Annotated in this window: 17 protein-coding genes; 4 read left to right on the top strand and 13 right to left on the bottom strand. The window is 65.9% G+C overall.

The features are described from left to right. Positions 1-105: 105 nt before the first annotated feature. Positions 106-1,248 carry an efflux RND transporter periplasmic adaptor subunit gene (locus AYJ57_RS18535; protein WP_066109494.1) on the top strand — a complete coding sequence of 381 codons (1,143 nt, stop codon included), beginning with the start codon at positions 106-108 and terminating at the stop codon, positions 1,246-1,248. A gap of 21 nt (positions 1,249-1,269) precedes the next feature. Next, the gene (locus AYJ57_RS18530; RefSeq protein ID WP_066109491.1) at positions 1,270-4,404 is read left to right on the top strand and encodes an efflux RND transporter permease subunit; all 3,135 of its coding nucleotides are present in this window, start codon (positions 1,270-1,272) and stop codon (positions 4,402-4,404) included. 304 nt (positions 4,405-4,708) lie between these two features. On the opposite strand, the gene arsJ is transcribed toward AYJ57_RS18530, so the two are convergent. From arsJ to AYJ57_RS18515, 3 genes are all read right to left on the bottom strand, one after another. Further along, complete coding sequence (gene arsJ / locus AYJ57_RS18525; RefSeq protein WP_442974841.1) at positions 4,709-5,911, bottom strand: organoarsenical effux MFS transporter ArsJ; 1,203 nt, start codon at positions 5,909-5,911, stop codon at positions 4,709-4,711. Between the two features lie 71 nt (positions 5,912-5,982). Continuing rightward, entirely contained in the window at positions 5,983-6,981 is a 999-nt protein-coding gene (locus AYJ57_RS18520) for an ArsJ-associated glyceraldehyde-3-phosphate dehydrogenase (protein ID WP_066109485.1), read from the bottom strand. Next, positions 6,978-7,838 (bottom strand): arsenate reductase/protein-tyrosine-phosphatase family protein, encoded by an 861-nt coding sequence (locus tag AYJ57_RS18515; RefSeq protein WP_066109484.1) that lies wholly within the window; start codon positions 7,836-7,838, stop codon positions 6,978-6,980. Before AYJ57_RS18515 ends, AYJ57_RS18520 begins: the two co-directional genes overlap by 4 nt. Before the next feature lie 158 nt (positions 7,839-7,996). Between AYJ57_RS18515 and AYJ57_RS18510 the strand changes: the two genes are divergently transcribed. Continuing rightward, positions 7,997-8,521, top strand: a complete 525-nt coding sequence (locus AYJ57_RS18510) for a PadR family transcriptional regulator (RefSeq protein WP_066109481.1) — start codon at positions 7,997-7,999, stop codon at positions 8,519-8,521. 20 nt (positions 8,522-8,541) lie between these two features. Next, the gene (locus tag AYJ57_RS18505; RefSeq protein ID WP_066109478.1) at positions 8,542-9,288 is read left to right on the top strand and encodes a siderophore-interacting protein; all 747 of its coding nucleotides are present in this window, start codon (positions 8,542-8,544) and stop codon (positions 9,286-9,288) included. Between the two features lie 118 nt (positions 9,289-9,406). On the opposite strand, the gene AYJ57_RS25960 is transcribed toward AYJ57_RS18505, so the two are convergent. The 10 genes from AYJ57_RS25960 to AYJ57_RS18460 all read right to left on the bottom strand — a co-directional run bounded on the left by AYJ57_RS25960 (position 9,407) and on the right by AYJ57_RS18460 (position 18,325). Then, a complete protein-coding gene (locus tag AYJ57_RS25960; protein WP_157374261.1) occupies positions 9,407-9,583 on the bottom strand; it encodes a hypothetical protein in 177 nt (58 codons plus the stop codon). Positions 9,584-9,771: 188 nt separating this feature from the next. Then, positions 9,772-10,779 carry a zinc-dependent alcohol dehydrogenase gene (locus tag AYJ57_RS18500; RefSeq protein ID WP_066109476.1) on the bottom strand — a complete coding sequence of 336 codons (1,008 nt, stop codon included), beginning with the start codon at positions 10,777-10,779 and terminating at the stop codon, positions 9,772-9,774. Positions 10,780-10,812: 33 nt separating this feature from the next. After that, positions 10,813-11,592, bottom strand: a complete 780-nt coding sequence (locus AYJ57_RS18495) for an SDR family NAD(P)-dependent oxidoreductase (RefSeq protein WP_066109475.1) — start codon at positions 11,590-11,592, stop codon at positions 10,813-10,815. Between the two features lie 5 nt (positions 11,593-11,597). Next, on the bottom strand, positions 11,598-12,095 hold the full coding sequence (locus AYJ57_RS18490; protein WP_066109472.1) for a 2,4'-dihydroxyacetophenone dioxygenase family protein: 498 nt from the start codon (positions 12,093-12,095) through the stop codon (positions 11,598-11,600). Continuing rightward, positions 12,095-13,624 (bottom strand): tripartite tricarboxylate transporter permease, encoded by a 1,530-nt coding sequence (locus tag AYJ57_RS18485; protein ID WP_066109469.1) that lies wholly within the window; start codon positions 13,622-13,624, stop codon positions 12,095-12,097. Before AYJ57_RS18485 ends, AYJ57_RS18490 begins: the two co-directional genes overlap by 1 nt. 10 nt (positions 13,625-13,634) lie before the next feature. Continuing rightward, positions 13,635-14,117, bottom strand: a complete 483-nt coding sequence (locus tag AYJ57_RS18480; protein ID WP_066109467.1) for a tripartite tricarboxylate transporter TctB family protein — start codon at positions 14,115-14,117, stop codon at positions 13,635-13,637. An 11-nt stretch (positions 14,118-14,128) separates the two neighbouring features. Next, entirely contained in the window at positions 14,129-15,100 is a 972-nt protein-coding gene (locus AYJ57_RS18475; protein WP_066109464.1) for a tripartite tricarboxylate transporter substrate binding protein, read from the bottom strand. Between the two features lie 15 nt (positions 15,101-15,115). Further along, positions 15,116-15,880 (bottom strand): FadR/GntR family transcriptional regulator, encoded by a 765-nt coding sequence (locus AYJ57_RS18470; RefSeq protein WP_164183104.1) that lies wholly within the window; start codon positions 15,878-15,880, stop codon positions 15,116-15,118. A gap of 335 nt (positions 15,881-16,215) precedes the next feature. Further along, positions 16,216-17,271, bottom strand: coding sequence for a glycosyltransferase (locus AYJ57_RS18465; RefSeq protein WP_066109460.1), 1,056 nt, complete (start codon positions 17,269-17,271; stop codon positions 16,216-16,218). 37 nt (positions 17,272-17,308) lie between these two features. Further along, positions 17,309-18,325, bottom strand: coding sequence for a glycosyltransferase family 2 protein (locus AYJ57_RS18460; protein ID WP_066109457.1), 1,017 nt, complete (start codon positions 18,323-18,325; stop codon positions 17,309-17,311). Positions 18,326-18,344 lie beyond the last annotated feature (19 nt).

Genomic DNA, 18,344 nt, shown 5'->3' with positions numbered 1-18,344 from the left:
TACTGTATGGGCGGATCACCGCGACAAGATTGTATTAAAAATAGATTTTTCCCGTATTTGGTGTACGCTCTATGACATAGCTCCGTCCGTGAAAGGACCTTTGATATGTTGATTGGACTGCTTCGCAAGATTTCCACCGTATCTTTGTCCGCCGCTTTTCTGGCTTCCCCGACACTCGCACTGGCTCAGGACGAGGCCGCCCCCGGCCCCACCGCCTTGGTGCAGACCATCGCCACCCAGAGCATCCACCCCTCGTTCACCCACCCGGCCCGCATCGAAGCGCTGAACACCGCGTCGATCCGGCCCACCGTGCAGGCGCAGATCACCGCCATGCACATCACCGCAGGCGCTTTCGTCGAAGAGGGTGAGTTGCTGGTGGAGATGGACGAGACGCATTACCGCATCGCTCTCGCCCAAGCCCATGCCGCGCTGAAGCAGGCCGAAGCCGCGGCGATTAAGGCCGATCTCGATCTCGACCGGGCGACGCAACTGTCGCAGAGCAACACCGTCTCAAAGCGCGAGGTGGAATACGCGCAGGCGCAGGCGGATGTGGCGCAGGCGCAGGTCGACGTGGCCAGCGCCCAGATCGCGCAGGCCGAAGAAGACCTCGCCGATACAAAAGTTTACGCCCCGTTCAGCGGCCGCATTTCGGCCCCGCAATATTCGGTGGGCGATCTTTTCACCGTCGGCGATCCGACGCAGATCGGCTATATCGCCACCATCGTCTCGCTCGATCCGATTTACGCGGTCGGGCTGGTGGATCAGTCCAATTATTTCGGCTTTCTGGCCAAGCGGCTGGAGATCGAAGAGGCGGGCGGCTCGATCCCTCCGCTGGAGCTTGAGGCGATCCTGCCCGGCGGCGAGGTCTATCCCGAGAAGGGCACCTTCGAGAATTGGGACAACACCGGCGTTGCCAGCACCGGCACCATTGCGGCGCGGGTTCTTTTCCCCAATCCCAACGGCCTGCTGCTGCCGGGCCAGAACGTGACGATCCGCGGTCAGGTGATCGAGCCGGTTCAGGCGCCCTTGGTGCCGCAGCGCGCGGTCAGTCTCGACCAGCAAGGGCATTTCGTCTGGGTGGTCGGCGACGGCGACGTGGTCGAGCGGCGCAATATCACCGTGGGCGTGCGCAATGGCGCCGACTGGACCGTCACCGAAGGGCTTGCAGATGGCGAGCGGGTGGTCGTGGAGGGGCTGCAGCGCATGCGCCCGGGCCTCGCCGTCACCCCGCAGCCCTACGACAGCTGATCCCCGGCAGCGGAGAATTTCATGGGACCCCTATTTTTCATCAGGCGACCCAAGTTCGCCTTCGTCATTTCCCTGCTCATCACGCTGTTCGGCCTGCTCACGCTTCAGGTGATGCCGATCGACCAGTACCCCGACATCGCCGCCCCCAAGGTGGTGGTCCGCGCCAATTACCCCGGCGCCGATGCGCAGACCGTGCTTCAGGCCGTCGCCACCCCCATCGAGGATGAGGTGAACGGCGCCGAGGGCATGGCCTATATGGAATCCAAGGCCGCCGCGGACGGAAGCTATACGCTGACGGTGACCTTCGAGACCGGCGTCGATGCTGATCTGGCGCAGGTCGACGTGCAGAACCGCGTGGCGCTGGCCGAGCCGGGGCTGCCCGCCGAGGTGCGCCAGCGCGGCATAAGGGTGCGCAAGCGCAACCCGGACATCCTGATGGTGGTGAACATCGTCTCGCCCGACGGGCGCTTCGACGGGCTGTTCTTGTCGAACTACGCCTCGATCAACGTCGAGGGCGAACTGGCCCGCCTGCCCGGCGTCGGCGCCGCCGAGAACATCGGTGCGCTGGATTACGGCATGCGCGCGTGGCTCGATCCGGTGCAGATGGCCAACCACAATATCACCGTGAACGAGATCGTTCTGGCAGTGAAAGAGCAGAACGCGCAGGCCGCCGTGGGGCAATTGGGGGCCGCTCCGGCTGCCGAAAACACGCAGTTCCAATACGTTCTGACCACCAAGGGCAGGCTGGAGACCGAGGAAGAGTTCGGCGACATCATCCTGTCGGCCAATGACGCGGGCTCGGTGATCCGGCTGCGCGACGTGGCGCGGATCGAGCTCGGCGCTTTTGCCTATAAGGGCTATGGCGAGTTCAACAACCAGCCCGGCGTGCTGATGGCGATCTACAAGCTGAGCGAAGCCAACTCGCTGGTGGTCGCCGAGGCGGTCCGCGAGAAGATGGAGGAGCTGAAGGAGTATTTCCCCGAGGGCGTCGATTACGTCATCGGCCACGACACGACGCTGTTCATCGAAGCTTCGCTCGAAGAGACGGTGATCACCATGATCTTCACCATTCTGCTGGTGGTGGCGGTGACCTATATCTTCCTTGGCTCGATCCGGGCGACGCTCATTCCAACCATCGCCGTGCCGGTCTCGATCATCGGCACATTGGCGGTGCTCTACGCCTTTGGCATGACGATCAACACGGTGACGCTGTTTGCGCTGATCCTTGCCATCGCGCTGGTGGTGGACGACGCGATCATCGTGGTCGAGAACGTCGAGCGCATCCTGCACGAGAACCCCGAACTGGACGCGCCCGAGGCCACCCGCCGCGCCATGGCAGAGGTGACCGGCCCCATCGTCGCCACCTCGCTGGTGCTGGCGGCGGTCTTTGGACCAACGCTGCTGCTGCCCGGCATCACCGGGCGGATGTTCAGCCAGTTCGGCGCGACGCTGACCGTCTCGGTGCTGATCTCCATGGTCAACGCGCTGACGCTCAGCCCGGCGCTGGCCTCGGTGCTGATGAAACCGGGGATGCATCCCAATTTCGTCATCCGGGGGTTCAACAAAGGGTTCGACTGGGTGACGAGGGTCTATGCCGCCACGGTCGATTTCCTCGCCAAACACGCGCTTATCGCCATCGCCATCGTCGCGGCGCTGTTCTTTGGCATGTACACGCTCTTTACCACCGTGCCGACCAGCTTCATCCCGACCGAGGACAAGGGCTTCTTCATGGTCGACGTGCAGCTGCCTTCGGGCGCCTCGCTGAACCGGACCGAAGTGGTCATGGACCGGCTCACCGATGCGCTTGGCGAGGATGAGGCGGTGGAGAACGTGCTTTCGGTGAATGGCTACTCGATCCTCAACTCGGCGCTGCAGGCCAACTCGGGCATGATCATCGTCAAGCTCAAGGAATGGAGCGAGAGGACCACGGTCGAGAGCAGTCAGGCCTATCTGCAGCGCAAGTTCACGCAGCAGTTCGCCGATCTGCCCGAGGCGCAGACGATCATCTTTGGCGCACCCGCCCTGCCGGGCATCGGCGCGGTCGAAGGTCTGGCCTTCGTGCTCGAAGACACGCAGGGGCGCGGGCCGGAAGAGATGACCGCCGCGCTTCAGGGCTTCCTCGCCCCGGCCAACCAGCTTGACGAGATCGCGCTGGCCTATTCCACCTTCAAGGCCGATGCGCCGCAGCTCAACCTCGAGATCGACCGGGTGCGGGCCAAGACGCTGGGCGTGCAAATCTCGGACATCTTCCTCACCCTGCAGGCGCAGCTTGGGGCACTTTACATCAACGACTTCAACGTCTTTGGCCAATCCTACCGGGTGATGGTGCAGGCGGATGCCCAGTTCCGCCAGAACGAGCGGGCGTTCGACACGCTCTATGTGCGCAACCGCGAGGGCGGCATGGTGCCGCTGTCGACGGTAATCACGCCGGTGCCTACCACCGGGCCGGACGTGCTCTATCGCTACAACACCTACAACTCGGCGACGATCACCGGGATTCCCAATGCCGCCGGTGGGTACAGCACGGGCAATGCGATGGATGCCTTTGAAGATCTGTCCGCCGAGGCGCTGCCTGCGGGCTTTCGCTACGACTGGACCGGCTCCTCGCGCGAGGAACGCTCTTCGGGCAACGCCGTGCCGATCGCGCTGGGGCTGAGCCTGGTGTTCACCTTCCTGTTCCTCGCGGCGCTTTATGAGAGTTTCCTGACGCCCGTGGCGGTGCTGCTGACGGTGCCTTTCGCGGTGCTGGGGGCGCTGATCTCGCTGCGCATCGCCGGGGAGCCGCTCAGTCTTTACGGGCAGATCGGCCTTTTGATGCTGATCGCGCTGGCGGCGAAGACGGCGATCCTGATCGTCGAGTTCGGCAAGCAGCAGCGCGAGGCGGCGGAACTGGACCTGCATGAGGCCGCCATGCAGGCGGCCAAGCTGCGCTTCCGCCCGGTGATGATGACGGTACTGGCCTTCGCAGTGGGGGTCTACCCGCTGGTGATCGCCAGCGGCGCGGGCTCGGCGAGCCGGGTGTCGCTGGGGCTTGCGGTGTTCGGCGGGGCGATTGCCTCGGCGGTGCTCGGGGCGATCTTTGGCCCGGTGTTCTTCAAGCTGATCCAAGGGCTGCGCGAGAAGATCCACAAGGGCCGCACGCCCCCGGTGACCTGAGGCGCGGCGGAGACAAAGCGAAGGCCCGGGCGATGTGCCCGGGCCTTTTGCGTTTGAGGTGGCAGGGAGCCATGGCGCGGGGCGACCAGCCCCGACCGGACTCAAGGCGAAGACGCCGGTCGAGCGGTCGTTCATCAGGGCGCCATCGGTTCAAGCCCGATGGACGACGCCGTCCCGGCGGGCTGGCGCTTTGGCATCCGCGTGCACCGTTCAGGCAGCATCCGGGCTTGGCCGGGATAAAGTGCCTATGCCCAAGGGTGCGGCGCCACCCCACGGGGCAGCGCGCGACCGCCTTATGTTGCGCCTAGACCGCCACCTCCTGCGGCTCGGCGCTCAGCCTGCCCGAGGTCAGCGCGGCCAGCGCCACCATCAGCGCCGCCGTGCCCAGCACCAGCGGCAGCCCTCCGATCTGGTAGGTCAGCCCCGACAGCAGCGTGCCGATAAGCCGCCCCGCCGCATTGGCCATGTAGTAAAAGCCCACGTCCATCGTCACCCGCTCGGATTTCGTGAAGGCGAGGATCAGGTAGGAATGCAGCGCAGAATTCACCGCGAAGATCGCCCCAAAGACCAGCAGGCCGATCACCAGCACCGCCGTCAGCCACATCTGCGGCGCGGGCGACAGCAGCACCGCCACCGTCAGCGCCGCGGGCACCACGAAAAGCGCCGCGGCCCAGCTGCGGGCGGCAGGGATCAGCTCGCTTTCGGGCCGGCTTTTGGCCTTCAGGATACGCGGCGCGCTGGCCTGCACCGCGCCATAGAGGATCACCCAGACCGCCATGAAACTGCCGATCATGAAGAAGGCCGCGCGGTTGCCCGCCTCGCTGCCGTCCGAGAGCACTGCGTAGAAGTAGATCGGGATGCCGACCACGAACCACACGTCGCGCGCGCCGAAGAGGAACACCCGCGCCGCCGACAACCAGTTGACGTTGGCCGATTTCGAGAAGACCTCGGAGAATTTCGCGCCCTTTCGGCCCTTGGGCAGACCGCCGGGCATCAACAGCGCCACGGCGATCAGGATCACCGCCAGCACCAGCGCCATCGCCAGCACCGCCCAAGTGAAACCAAGCGTCGCCAAAAGCGCCGCGCCGAGCAGGAAACCGACGCCTTTGACCGCGTTCTTCGATCCGGTCAGCACCGCCACCCAGCGAAAGAGCCCGCCACCCTCGGAAGGGGCCAGCAGTTTCACCGCCGATTTGGAGGACATTTTCGCCAGATCCTTGGCCACCCCCGACGCGCCCTGCACGCACATCACAAAGGCCACCGAGGTGCCGATCGCCCAGGACGGATCAAGCTGCGTCAGCGCCAGCAGCGCCACCACTTGCAGCGACAGCCCCGCATAGAGCGTCGACGTCAGGCCAAAGCGCGCGGCGATCCAGCCCGCAGAAAGGTTGGTGACCATGCCGGCGATCTCGTAGAGCACGAAGAGATAGGCCAGTTGCACCGGGCTGAACCCGAGGCTGTGGAAATGCAGCAGCACCAGCATCCGCAGCGCGCCATCGGTGAGCATGAAGGCCCAATAGGCCGCCGTCACCGCGATATAGGCCGACAGGCCCTCGGGCCTGCCCGAAACAGGATGGCTCACAGCTTGCCTCCGACCATGCGCGCCACATTCACCAGACGGTGCGCGTAGCCCATCTCGTTGTCGTACCACGCATAAATCTTTACCTGCGTGCCGTTCACCACCATGGTCGAGGGCGCGTCGATGATCGAAGAGCGGGTGTCGTTGGTGTAGTCGCACGACACCAAGGGGCGCTCTTCATAGCCGAGGATGCCCTTGAGCGCGCCCTTCGAGGCCGCCTCGAACAGCGCATTGACTTCCTCGGCGCTTGTCGCGCGCTCCACCTCGAAGACGCAATCGGTGAGCGAGGCGTTGAGCAGCGGCACGCGCACCGCGTGGCCGTTCAACCGCCCCTTCAGTTCCGGGTAGATCAGCGTGATCGCGGTGGCAGAGCCCGTGGTCGTCGGGATCAGAGAGTTCAGCGCCGAGCGCGCGCGGCGCAGGTCCTTGGCGGGACGATCGACGATGGTCTGCGTGTTGGTCACGTCGTGGATTGTCGTGATCGACCCGTGCCTTATGCCAAGGTTCTCATGGATCACCTGGACCACCGGCGCGAGGCAGTTGGTGGTGCAGGAGGCGGCGGTGACGATGCTGTGCCGCGCCGGATCATAGGTTCCGTCGTTGACGCCGTAGACGATGTTTGCCGTGGGGCCATCCTTGACCGGGGCCGAGACCACCACCTTCTTTACCCCCGCCGCGAAATAGGGGGCGAGCGCGGCTTGGGATTTGAAGACGCCGGTGCAGTCGATCACCACGTCCACCCCCTCGAGCGGCAGCGCCGACAGATCACGCGTGCCGACGAAGGGCAGCCGGACGCCATCCACCGTGACGCTGTCGTGGTCGTGGTGGAACTCGGCGTTCCAGCGGCCGTGGACCGTGTCGAACTCCAGCAGATGCGCGTGCATCGCCGGGTCGCCCACGGCATCGTTGATCCAGGCGATCTTGGCGCCGCTGTCCAGCAGCGGTTTCAGGGCGAGCTTTCCGATACGGCCAAGGCCGTTGAGGGCATACGTGGTCATCTGGTCTCTTCCGGGGAGGTCTGGGTCGTGTCGATCTGGGCGATGTAATCCACCGCCGCCTGCAGCGAGATGCGGTCAAGCTGCGCGAAGGGCAGCGCGGTAAAGGCCTCGATCCGGTGCTTGAGCGCGCCATAGGCCTGCTGGAAGGCAAGCATCTTCTCGGCCTCGGTGCCGGTCGCCTTCACCGGGTCGGGCATGCCCCAATGGCCGCTGATCGGCTGGCCTTCCCAGGCCGGGCATTCCTCGTTCGCGGCCTGATTGCAGACGGTGAAGACGAAATCCAGGTCGGGCGCGCTCTCGCCGGAAAACTCCGAGACGTTCTTGGCGCGCAGCGGGGCGATGTCATGCCCCTTCTGGTGCAGCAACTCGACGGCAATCGGGTTCAGCTCGGAGCTGGGCTTGGTGCCCGCCGAATAGGCGTTGAACCTGTCGCCCGCGATCTCGCGCAGCAGTGTTTCGGCAAAGATCGACCGGGCCGAATTGCCGGTGCAGATGAACAGCACGTTGTATTTGCGGTCAGGCATCGGGGGCACTCCTGTCTCGGAGAGGAAGGGCGATGGCGCGCAGAACTCGGGCCGCCCGCGGCAGCAGTCGCGCAGCAGGTAATCGAAGGTCTGTCGCACCTGGGTCATGTCGAGCGAGTAAAGAAGCGAGGTGCCGAGCCGCGTCTGGGTGACCAGATCGGAGCGCATCAGCGCCGCAAGATAGGCCGAGAGCGTGCTGGGCTTTACGCCGATGGTCTCGGCGATCTCCCCGGCAGGAAGCCGGTCAGGGAAGCGGCGCATCAGCAGCCGGAAAATGGCGAGCCTCTGCGGGTGGCCGAGGGTCATCAGGCGGTCGGGAATCTCTTTTTCCATATTTCACAAATATTCGAAATATATGCGCGCGGAAAGTGAAGCTTTCATGACAGCCCCTGGGTTGGCCGCGAGGCACGCGAGCGTGAACGCGCGGCTCTTGCATCATTTCCGATATATCTTATTTTCCGATATATCGAAATTAGACAAGACAGACCGCGATGACCCGCCCTTCCGCAGACCATTCCCCTCCCGGCCGCAAACGCGGCAAGCGGCTTTACGGCCACGGCGAACTGCGGCTGCTGGTTCTGGCGATGATCGCCGAGCACCCCCGGCACGGCTACGAGTTGATCAAAGAGATCGAAGAGCGCACCGAGGGCGCCTATTGCCCAAGCCCCGGCGTGATCTACCCGACGCTCTCATGGCTCGAGGACATGGGGCACGCGGTGATCGAGGCCGATGAGACCGGGCGCAAACGCTCGCGCATCACCGAAGCCGGGGCGGCGCATCTTGCCGCGCATCGCGCCGCCGCCGACGAATTGCTCACCCGCAAGCCGCCGCGCTGGCATCGTGGCAACGCTCCCAAAGAGATCGTCGCCGCCATGGACGAGATCAAATCTGCCCTGCGCCTGCGCCTCTCGGTGCCCGGCGCAGACGACACGCTCATCGCCACGCTTTCCGCGCAGCTACGAGACACCGCTCGGGACATCCGCGAGGCCCTGCCCCGCGATGGCTCCGATGACTGACACATACGCAAGGACCTGACATGGAAAGCATCATCACCCGCCACCGCCACGAGCTGAAACGCCGGACCCTGACCGTGCGCGACAGCCAGCGGCTGACCCCGCACATGCTGCGCATCACGCTCGAAGGCGAGGATCTGGCCGATTTCACCAGCCTCGGCGCGGACGATCACGTGAAGCTGTTTCTGGACACCGACGGCGAGGCCCCCGTTGCCCGCGACTACACCCCCCGCGCCTTTGACGCCGAGGCGCGCACGCTGGTGCTGGATTTTGCGCTGCACGACGCTGGCCCCGCCACCGCATGGGCCGAGGCCGCGCAGCCCGGAGATACCTTGCTGGTCGGCGGTCCGCGCGGCTCGGCTGTGGTCGCCCCGGTGTTCGACTGGTACCTGATGATCGGCGACGAGACCGCCCTGCCAGCCATGGCGCGCCGCGTCGAGGAACTGCCCGAAGGCGTCGCGGCGATCACCCTTGCCGCCGTGCCCGGCCCTGAGGATCAGCAGGAGTGGCAGAGCGCAGCGGCGCAGACCGCGCAGTGGCTGCACCGTCCGGTCGAAGACGCGCATGATCCGGCGCCCCTGCTTGATGCGGCGAAGGCGCTCGATCTGCCCGAGGGCAAGGGATTTGTCTGGATCGCCGCCGAGGCGCAGGTGGCACGGGCACTGAAGCTGCACTTCCTGCAGGATCGCGCGCATCCGGCACCGCACCTCAAGGCGGCAGGCTATTGGGTCAAAGGTGACGCGGGCAGCAGCGACAAGGCGCTGGACTGAACGGCCTGACCTGACTGGCCTAGCCGACCGGCGCGAACCTCACCCGGTCACACCGCTCAGAAGGCACGAGAAAGCCGGGCGCCCCCTCCAAGGCGCCCGGCTTTCCCGTTTCAACCGGTCAGGGCTTGGCCAAGCCCGCCGGGAACCCGCCGCCGCGAACCGGGGCACGCAGGCCGCCGCGCGGCGGTGTGCCAGCCTCTTTGCGGCGCGACATGATGCCCACAAACAGAACCAGCGCGATCACCGGCGACATAATGAGAAAGCCAATCAACAGGCCGACCAGAAAAAGATGCATATTCGTTCCTCCCTACTTAGGAGGCTATCACGGATCCGTGGCGACACAATGCCGCATTTCAATTTTCTGATCATGCCGCAACGCGGCGGAACTTACGCTGCGTCGCGGCGCGCCTTTGGTCTTCTCGCTTGGCGGCCTGTGACTGTCTCGGCTGGAACGGGTGAGCGCGCCCACAAAACCGCGCGCTGTCAGGCCTGACAGTCGACCAGCACTTTCACCGCGTCGGAGGTCGGGTCGGTGACTAGATCAAACACATCCCCGGCCCCGCTCAGCGGCACCACCTGCGTCACCAGCCGCAGCAGCGGCTCTTCGAGCCTGGCGACCAGATCGACCGCGCGGCGGAACTCTTCGCGGGTGTAGACGCGCGAACCGATCAGCCGCAGTTCCTTGAAGCTCATGTCGAGCAGCGGCACCGGCACAGGCGCCTTGTAGAGCGACGCAAGGCACAGCGTGCCCCCGGTGCGGACGAGCCGGGTCATCTCGAGCGCCACCGGCGCCGCGCCCGAACATTCTACCAGCACATCCGCGCCATCGCCGCCGGTGGCCGAGGCCACCGCATCGGCGAGGCTCTCGCTGCTGACGTTCACCGTCTCGAACCCCAGATCGCGTGCCAGTTTCAGACGGCCCGGCGCGATGTCCGACACGAGGATGCGCCCCGCCCCAGCGTGGCGCAGCATCAGCGCGGTGATCAGCCCGATCGGCCCGGCACCGGTGACCACGCAGGTGTCGCCCATGGTGACGCCCGCCCGGTCCGCCACGCGCAGACAAACGGCCACAGGCTCGATCAGCGCCGCCAGTTGGTCGGATACGTGGTCCGGTACCGGCACCAGAAGCTCGGGCTGAACGATCATCTCTTCGGCCATGCCGCCGTCCTGATCGATGCCCAAAAGGCGCAGGCTGGCGCAGACATGCGGGCTGCCGGTGCGGCAAGGGTGGCAACTGCCGCAGGACAGCAGCGGAAAGGCGGTGACCCGCTGCCCGGCGGTGAACCCGGCAGCATCCTCGATCACCTCGCCGATAAACTCATGGCCCAGCACCAACGGGGCCTGCGCGCGCGGGTGGCTGCCCGAGTAGATGCCGATGTCGGTGCCGCAGACCCCGCAATAGCGCAGCCGCAGGCGAACGCCCTGCCCCTCTGGCGCTTTCATGTCGTGCACGGAAACCGTGCGCGGCCCTTCATAGACCAACGCCTTCATGTCGTCCTCCTGACTTGGATCAGTAAATGCGCGTCACGCGATGGCGTAGCCGCCATCGATGGGGATCACCGTGCCGGTCATGAAGCTCGCCAGCGGCGTCGCAAGGAACATGGCAGGGCCGGCAAGGTCTTCGGGCTCGCCCCAGCGGCCCATCGGCGTGCGCCCGAGGATGGTGGCTGCGCGCGCCTCGTCGCCCTGCAGATCGGCGGTCAGCGGCGTGCGGATCCAGCCCGGAGCGATGGCATTGACCCGAATGCCGTCTTTCGCCCAAGCGATGGCGAGCGATTTCGTCAGTTGCGCGATCCCGCCCTTCGAGGCCGAATAACCCGGCACCAGCCCGCCGCCAAAGAACGACAGCATGGAGGCGGTGTTGATCACGCTGCCGCCCGTACGCGCGAGCGCAGGCTTGGCAGCATGGGCGCAGCGCATCGAGCCGTTGAGGTTCACGTCCACCACCTGTTCGAAGACCTCGGGCTCCAGTTCCGCGCCGCGGCGGATCAGACCGGCGCAGTTGACCAGCGTGTAAAGCTCGCTCTGGCCACCGATCACCCGGCTGACCGCCTCGGCGTCGCGCACATCAAGCACGTCAAAGCCAAGCAGATCGCTCAGCCCCAGATCCGCGGCCTTGGCCGTCGCCGCCTCTGCCTCGGCGTCCGTGAGGCCGGTTGCGGTGACCTTGGCCCCGGCCCGGGCAAAGCCGAGCGCGATGCCGAAACCGATCCCCGAGGTGCCGCCGGTCACAAGGACCGAGCGGCCTTCGAGGAAAGGTGCGGCCCATCCGCCCATCATGGCGGAGATGTCGCTTCTTTCCATGACGGTCATCTGATGAACTGGTCGAGGTAGCTCGCGCCAAGCCCGACTTCCTCATAGTGCTTGCGGCACATGTCGATCTTGGTGAACACATCCTCGAAACCGGTGTGCTTGTTGTCCTCGTCGACGTAGTACATGCAGCCTTGGATGTTGAAGAAGGTGATCATCTCTTCGCAATCCTCGGGAACCGTCAGCGTGTGGATCTCGCCCGGCGGCTCGAACACGAAGGACCCGGTCTCGGCAACCCAATCATGCTCGAGGTAGTGCCAGCGGCCCTTGATCACATAGCCGACCACCGGCGCGGGATGCAGGTGCTTGCTCAGCACGCCCGACTTGCGCACACGCAGCAGGTTGCACCACTGCCCGGCCATCGTGTTGAGCAGCAGCGGGCGGAACCAGACGCCCGGAGCCTGCGGGACCCAGACCCGCTCGTCCTCGGGGATCGCCATTTCGGCGATCTCGGGCGGGGCGAGCGAATGGGTCGATCCAGTCATTGAATCGTACATTAGGATTTCCCTTCGTTTGCGAGAGAGCTTTGGCGACCACCGCTGCGCCCGGAGAGGCGGCGCAGCAGGGCCAGTGCTGGCGGCGCGAGCCAGACCAGCAGGGTAATCACGCCCAGCACCCCGGCGATGGGCCGTTCGAAGAAGGCGAGCAGATTGCCGTCCGCCTTGATCATGCTGGACATGAAATTCTCCTCCACGACGCGGCCAAGCACGAGGCCCAGTACCAGCGGCGCAGCCGGGTAGTCGTTTGCCTCCATGATCCAGACCAGCACGCCAACGGCGGCCAGGGTCCACAGATCAAAGAGCGAATTGTTGGTGGCGAAAGTGCCAAGCACGCAGAGCAGCAGGATCGACGGGTAGAGCTTGCCCATGCGCACGCCCAGCAGCTGCCGCCCGCCGATGATGGCCAAGAGGCCGAGCGGGATGATCAGCAGGTTCGCCAGCACGAAGACGATGTAGATCGCGTTGACCAGATCGGGCGAGGTGATGAACACCATAGGCCCCGGCTGGATGCCCTTGAGCACCAGAACGCCCACGACGATGGCGGTGATCGAGTCTCCGGGGATGCCAAAGACCAACGCCGGAACGTAACTGCCCGACAGCGCCGCATTGTTGGCCGAAGCCGCGCCCGCGATGGCCTCGGGCTCGCCCTTGCCGTAGTTGTCAGCCTTCTTCGAGAACCGCTGGCTGACCGCATAGGCGATCCACGCCGCGATATCCGCACCGGCCCCCGGCAGCGCACCGATGAGCGTGCCAAGGATACTGCCGCGCGCCACCGCGCCCTTATGGGTCCAAAGATTGCGGCCCTGCCCGCGGAGGATCGAGAGCCCGGCCTTGGCGGGTTTTTCGGGCGTCTCCAGCGGGTTCTGCGCCGAACGCAGGATCTCGGCCACGGCGAAAGCACCGATCATCACGGCAATCAGCGAGATCCCCGCCTGCAGATCGATCAACCCGAAGGTGTAGCGCGGCAGGCCGGTGGTGACGTCGAGGCCGATCATCGTCAGGAACAGCCCCAGCAGCAGCGACACCGTGCCCTTGAGCCGGTCGCGCCCCGCCACCAGCGTGGCACAGGAGAGGCCCAGCAGCGCCAGCCAGAAGTACTCATAAGTCGAGAAGAGCAGCGCCACCTCGGCCAGTTGCGGCGCGGCGACGACAAGGATCGCGGTGCCGATGAGGCCGCCGATCACCGCCACCATCATCGAGGTGCCAAGCGCCAGGTCGAGCCGCCCCTTCTGGTTCAGCGCATCAAGCTCGCGCATATAGGCGGCAGAGGCGGGCGTGCCGGGAATGCGCAGCAGCGCGCCGGGAATGTCGCCCGCAAAGATCGACATGGCCGAGCAGGAGACGATCGCGCCGATCGCCGCGACCGGGGACAGAAAGAAGGTCACCGGCACCAGCAGCGCCACCGCCATGGTCGCGCTGAGGCCCGGGGTCGCGCCGACGAAAAGGCCGAAGGCCGAGCCCAGCAGGATCACCCCCAGCACGTCGAAGGCGAACACCATGTGAAAAGCTGAAATCAGAACATCCATGCGGGTCTCCTCAGAACAGCGCGCCGGGGAACGGCCCGGTCGGCAGCGGCACGCGCATCACTTCGATGAAGAAGAGCGTCACGGCGAGACAGACGCCGACCGCCACAAGCGCCGCCGCAACCGGGCGCTCGTCCCAAAGCAGCGCGCTGACGAAGACCAGCACCACCGACACCGGCAGCGAGCCCAGCAACGGCGCCAGCAGCCCGTAGAGCACGATCGCCAAGGGGATGAAGACGATCCGCGCCAGCCGATTGGGGCTGCGCATCCAGTCTTCCATCTGCGGCACCAGCCGCACGTCGCCGCCCTGCAGACGCGCCGCAAGGCTGCGCCCCGCGATCATCAGGCCGAACAGCACGAAGGCACCGCCGATGATACGCGGGAAGAGCCGAGGCGACGCGGCCCCCGCAGGTTCGGGGAAGCCCTGCGCCTGCAGGACCACGAAGATCCCCAGCACCGCAAAACCCAGCCCGGTCCAGATATCCGGAAGCCGCATCGCCTCTCTCCTCAGCTGCCGCGCTGCGCGAGGCCGATGGCGTTCATCACCTCACCCACGCTGGTCTGGGTCTCATCGAGGAACTCGCCGAACCCGGAGGCATCCAGATAGCGGGCGCCAAAGCCCTGCTGCGACATGAAGTTCTGGAACTCCTCGCTGTCGAAGACGGTCTTCACCGCGGCTTCGAGCTTGGCGGCGGCCTCCGCATCCATGTCCTTGGGGCCGACAACGCCGCGCCATGTGCCGCCGGAATAAGCCTCACCGGTCTGCTCTTCGGCGGTGGGCACGTCGGGGAACGCCGGGTTGCGCTCTTCGGCAAAGACCGCGAGCGCCTTGGAGCGGCCCGCGTCCATCATCGTTTTGCCCTCGGGCAGCGACGACGGGATGATCTGCACGCCGCCAGCAGCCAATTCTTGGAAGCCCGGAGCCGCACCCTGCGAGGGCACCATGGTCACTTTCAGCGGGTCGACGCCCTGCTGCTGCAGAAAGCCCGCGAAGGCGAGGTGATAGGCCGCGCCAACGGCGGTGCCGGACATCTTGAAGGTGCCAGCGGGCTCGGCCTTGATCGCCTCGACCGCGTCGCCCACGGTTTCCCAATCGCTGCCCGCCGCCACATGGAAGGCGCCGCTGTCGAAGTTCACCAGCCCGATGGGGGTGAAGTCCTCGTCGGTGAACTCGGCGTTGCCGGTCCAGTAGTAGGTGACCATCTCGGCGGTGGCGAAGCCGATGGTGTAGCCATCCGTCGGCGCGGTGACCATGGCGTTATGGCCGACCACACCGGCGCCGCCCGAGCGGTTCACCACGGCGACATTGGTGCCAAGCTCGGCCTCGAGGCCCTTGGCCAGCATCCGCGCCACGGCATCGGTGCCGCCACCGGCGTTCCACGGCACGATCATGGTGATCGGCTTTTCGGGGTATTCGGCCATAGCGGTGCCGGCCGCCGCGAGCAGTGCAATGCTCGCGAACGTCATTTTCTTCAGCATGGGGGTCTCCTCCGGTTAGCTGAATGTCTTGGTCAGTTTGTGCCTTTCCAGGTGCCGACGCGTGAACCAGATGGTTTCCAGCATCGCCTGTCGGGCAGCCGCCGCGTCCTTGCGCTCGATGGCGTCAAGCACGTTGCGGTGGTTGATCAGATTGTTGCGAAAATTTTCCATGTGCATTTCGATGGCGACCCGGAACAGCTGTCCCAGAACGGCATCGATGGCGGTGTCAAAGGCTTCGATGATCGGATTGCCGGTCGCCGCCAGAATGGCGAGGTGAAACTCGCGGTCGGCGCGGATCGCGGCCACGGCGTCGCCGCTTTCGGCGGCGGCTTCCATCTTGTCATAGGCGACGCGGATCGCGGTGATCGCGGCGCGGCTCGCCCGCTCGGCGGCAAAACCGGCGGCGGCGGGCTCAAAGACTTCGCGGGCCTCGTCGATCGAGCCCATCAATTCCACGTTGAATCCATCGAGCGGCATCATCCAGCGCAGCACGTCGCGGTTCAGAAGGTTCCAATGCTTGCGCGGCAGCACGCGGGTGCCGATGCGGGTGCGCACTTCAACCAGCCCAAGCGCCACGAGCGTGCGGATCGCTTCGCGCAGGGTGGTGCGACTGACCCCCAGATCCTCCATGAGGCTGGCCTCGACCGGCAGGGTCTCCTCCACCGGATACTCGCCAGCGACGATGCGCCGGCCCAGCGTGTCGAGGGCCTCGGACGCCTTCACCGGGCGCGCGGCGGCGCCGTCATGTCCCAGATTTTCCGGCAGTTCGAAATCGCTCACGGGTCTCTCCTCCTCACCAACCTTGAGAGTTGGCCGATCGTAGCGCCTCCACACCGCGATCCAACGTGAATCAGTCTTAAACCTTTTAATACGATGAATCAAATACAATGGTACGATCAAGTAGTCGTGAGATTTTTCCATCAACAAAACAATGCATTACGCCTTAAATCTCCACCGAAATTACGCCGAGATCACACCCGAAGGCGCCCCATCCCGGCAGGGACCGAACGAAATCGGCCCCGGAAACCTCCGGGGCCGATCTCATTTCAAAGCCATGCCAGTGGCGGCTTCGCAGGTGGAGAAAGGGGCGCTCTCCTCCCCCTAGAACCCGATATCTAGGCGAGCGCCGCGACCTCTTCTGGCGCTGTCCCCACATCCGGTGCCGCCAGTCCAAGTAGCTCTGACCAGCCCCGGCGCACCGCATGTTCCGACCCCGCCGCCAGCACCTGCCGCGCGCTTGGCGGAAGCCCCGGAGCGTGCCCGCCCCGCAGCGCTTCGGTCAGTTCGGTCAGCGCCGCCGGAGAGACCTGCGTCACCCCCGCGCCCGCATGATCCCGCAGCCCGTCCGCGCCGCTGGTGATCAGCGGACGCCCCGCCACGCGCGCCTCGAGAGCAGCGATGCCATAGGCTTCCCAGCGCGACGGCATGGCGACGACATCGACCTCTGCCATGGCCCGCGCTGGATCCGCCACATGGCCGAGAAAGCGGATGCGCGGGTCGCCTCCGGCCTGCGCCTGCAGCGCCGCCAGATCATCGCCGGCGCCGTAGATGTGCAGCGCCTTGTCGGCGTCCGGCACCGCGCGAAAGGCAGAGATCAGCGTATCGAAGCCCTTTTGCCGGTCGAGCCGCCCGAAGGCCCCGATCACCCGCCCCTGCCCGCGCGGCGCAGGCAGCGCCGCAAAAGCCGACAGGTCGACCACGGGCCGGATCACCGCGAGCCGCTCCCATGGCACCAGCCGCCGCGTCCGCAGCCAGTCACCCTGCGCCGCGCTCACCGCCACCACCTTGTCAAAGAGCGCATAGGCGCTGCGCAGAAGGGTGAAAAAGCGCGCCCGGCTGGGCACGTTCAGCGCGGCGAAACTGGCGGTATAGCTGTGCTCCACATGGATCAGACGGGCGGACGGATGCCGGGCGCGCAGCGCGATCAGCCCCGGCAGGGCGCGCCAATTGATCGACAGATGCGAGACGATGATGCCCGCCGGAAGCGACAGCCGCCCCACGGCGCCGCGCGCCACCGGCAGCAGCACATGCTCGGCCTCTGCGGCCAAGGTGGCATCGCAGCGCAGAAATTCGAGGTATCGCATCACCCCTCCGGCGGTGGTGTCATCCACAAGATGAACCACGCGCGGGCGGTCGGGGTGGGACGCGGCGATGGCGCTGAAAAAGGTCATAGGGCGGGCTCCTCCAAGAGATTGCGAAATGCGTGCGTCAGGCCGTGGCGGGCCGGGTGGCGGCGCGGTATAGAATGCGGCCAAGCGGGCCATCGACGAGCAGCGCGGCGGCGATCGTCACTGCAGAGCGCAGAGGCTCTTCGATCAGCGGGCGGGGCGAGCAAAGCAGCGCGCGGCGCAGCAGCCTGCGCGCCTCGGCCCCGCGCCCGTCACTGATCGCCCGGCGCGCCAGATAGCGCAGCTGATAGGCGCGCGCGGCGGGCGCATGGCGGGCGAAGAAATGCGGATCGAGCGGCGTCAGTTTCTCGACCATGCGCTCCCACGCCGCGTATTGCCGCTCGGTCGCCGCGCTGAGCCCGCCCGAGGTGATCCGGTAGCGGGTCAGCAGCCCCGGAATGCCCTCGATCTCCCAATCGGTGGTCAGCGCGAGCCGCAGCCAGCATTCGATGTCCTCGGACTGGCGAAAGGTCTCGTCAAAGACCCAGTCCCGCTCGCGCTCTTGCGCCGGACGCCATGCGAGCGCGGCCAGCGCCTCGCGCCGCATCACCGGCACCGAGCCATTGCCCACCGGGTTGCGCTTGAAAACATGGGTCGCACCGATGGCCTTCAGCCGCGGTCGCTGCGCACGGCGCATGGGCGCGCCGGTCTCGGTCATCAGCAGCGACCCGGCAAACGACAGACCCACATGCGGGTTCGCCTCCAGATGCGCCACATGGGCCGCGAGCTTTCCCGGAGCCCAATGGTCGTCGGCATCGCAAAACCCGATGTAGCTGGCGCGGGCCGCCGCGATACCGCTGTTGCGCGCCCCGGCAAGCCCGCGATTGGCCTGCCGGATCAGGCGCACGCGCGGGTCCGCCGCAGCGATCTTGGCGGCGATCTGCGGCGTCTGGTCCGTCGAGCCGTCGTCGACCACGATGATCTCGAGGTCCGAAAGGGTCTGCAGGCGCAGGCTGGCCAGAGTCTCGCCCAGCGTGGCCTCGGCATTGAAAGCGGGCACGATGATCGAGGCGGTGGGCGCGGCGTTGGTCTTGGATTGGGTCTTGGCGTGGGTCATGGGAAAGGCTCCTTGAAAG

This window comes from Salipiger sp. CCB-MM3 (genome assembly GCF_001687105.1).
GTDB lineage: Bacteria > Pseudomonadota > Alphaproteobacteria > Rhodobacterales > Rhodobacteraceae > Salipiger.
Note: the sequence above shows the minus strand (reverse complement) of the source record. Positions and strands in the feature narration are given on the sequence as shown.

What these genes read in the sequence shown, in the direction of transcription:
- AYJ57_RS18485 (WP_066109469.1), bottom strand. Translation starts at nt 13,624, where the DNA reads ATGGATGTTCTGATTTCAGCTTTTCACATGGTGTTCGCCTTCGACGTG.
- AYJ57_RS18535 (WP_066109494.1), top strand. Translation starts at nt 106, where the DNA reads ATGTTGATTGGACTGCTTCGCAAGATTTCCACCGTATCTTTGTCCGCC.
- AYJ57_RS18490 (WP_066109472.1), bottom strand. Translation starts at nt 12,095, where the DNA reads ATGTACGATTCAATGACTGGATCGACCCATTCGCTCGCCCCGCCCGAG.
- AYJ57_RS18510 (WP_066109481.1), top strand. Translation starts at nt 7,997, where the DNA reads ATGACCCGCCCTTCCGCAGACCATTCCCCTCCCGGCCGCAAACGCGGC.
- AYJ57_RS25960 (WP_157374261.1), bottom strand. Translation starts at nt 9,583, where the DNA reads ATGCATCTTTTTCTGGTCGGCCTGTTGATTGGCTTTCTCATTATGTCG.
- arsJ (WP_442974841.1), bottom strand. Translation starts at nt 5,911, where the DNA reads ATGCTCACCGATGGCGCGCTGCGGATGCTGGTGCTGCTGCATTTCCAC.
- AYJ57_RS18530 (WP_066109491.1), top strand. Translation starts at nt 1,270, where the DNA reads ATGGGACCCCTATTTTTCATCAGGCGACCCAAGTTCGCCTTCGTCATT.
- AYJ57_RS18460 (WP_066109457.1), bottom strand. Translation starts at nt 18,325, where the DNA reads ATGACCCACGCCAAGACCCAATCCAAGACCAACGCCGCGCCCACCGCC.
- AYJ57_RS18475 (WP_066109464.1), bottom strand. Translation starts at nt 15,100, where the DNA reads ATGCTGAAGAAAATGACGTTCGCGAGCATTGCACTGCTCGCGGCGGCC.
- AYJ57_RS18505 (WP_066109478.1), top strand. Translation starts at nt 8,542, where the DNA reads ATGGAAAGCATCATCACCCGCCACCGCCACGAGCTGAAACGCCGGACC.
- AYJ57_RS18515 (WP_066109484.1), bottom strand. Translation starts at nt 7,838, where the DNA reads ATGGAAAAAGAGATTCCCGACCGCCTGATGACCCTCGGCCACCCGCAG.
- AYJ57_RS18465 (WP_066109460.1), bottom strand. Translation starts at nt 17,271, where the DNA reads ATGACCTTTTTCAGCGCCATCGCCGCGTCCCACCCCGACCGCCCGCGC.
- AYJ57_RS18495 (WP_066109475.1), bottom strand. Translation starts at nt 11,592, where the DNA reads ATGGAAAGAAGCGACATCTCCGCCATGATGGGCGGATGGGCCGCACCT.
- AYJ57_RS18480 (WP_066109467.1), bottom strand. Translation starts at nt 14,117, where the DNA reads ATGCGGCTTCCGGATATCTGGACCGGGCTGGGTTTTGCGGTGCTGGGG.
- AYJ57_RS18500 (WP_066109476.1), bottom strand. Translation starts at nt 10,779, where the DNA reads ATGAAGGCGTTGGTCTATGAAGGGCCGCGCACGGTTTCCGTGCACGAC.
- AYJ57_RS18520 (WP_066109485.1), bottom strand. Translation starts at nt 6,981, where the DNA reads ATGACCACGTATGCCCTCAACGGCCTTGGCCGTATCGGAAAGCTCGCC.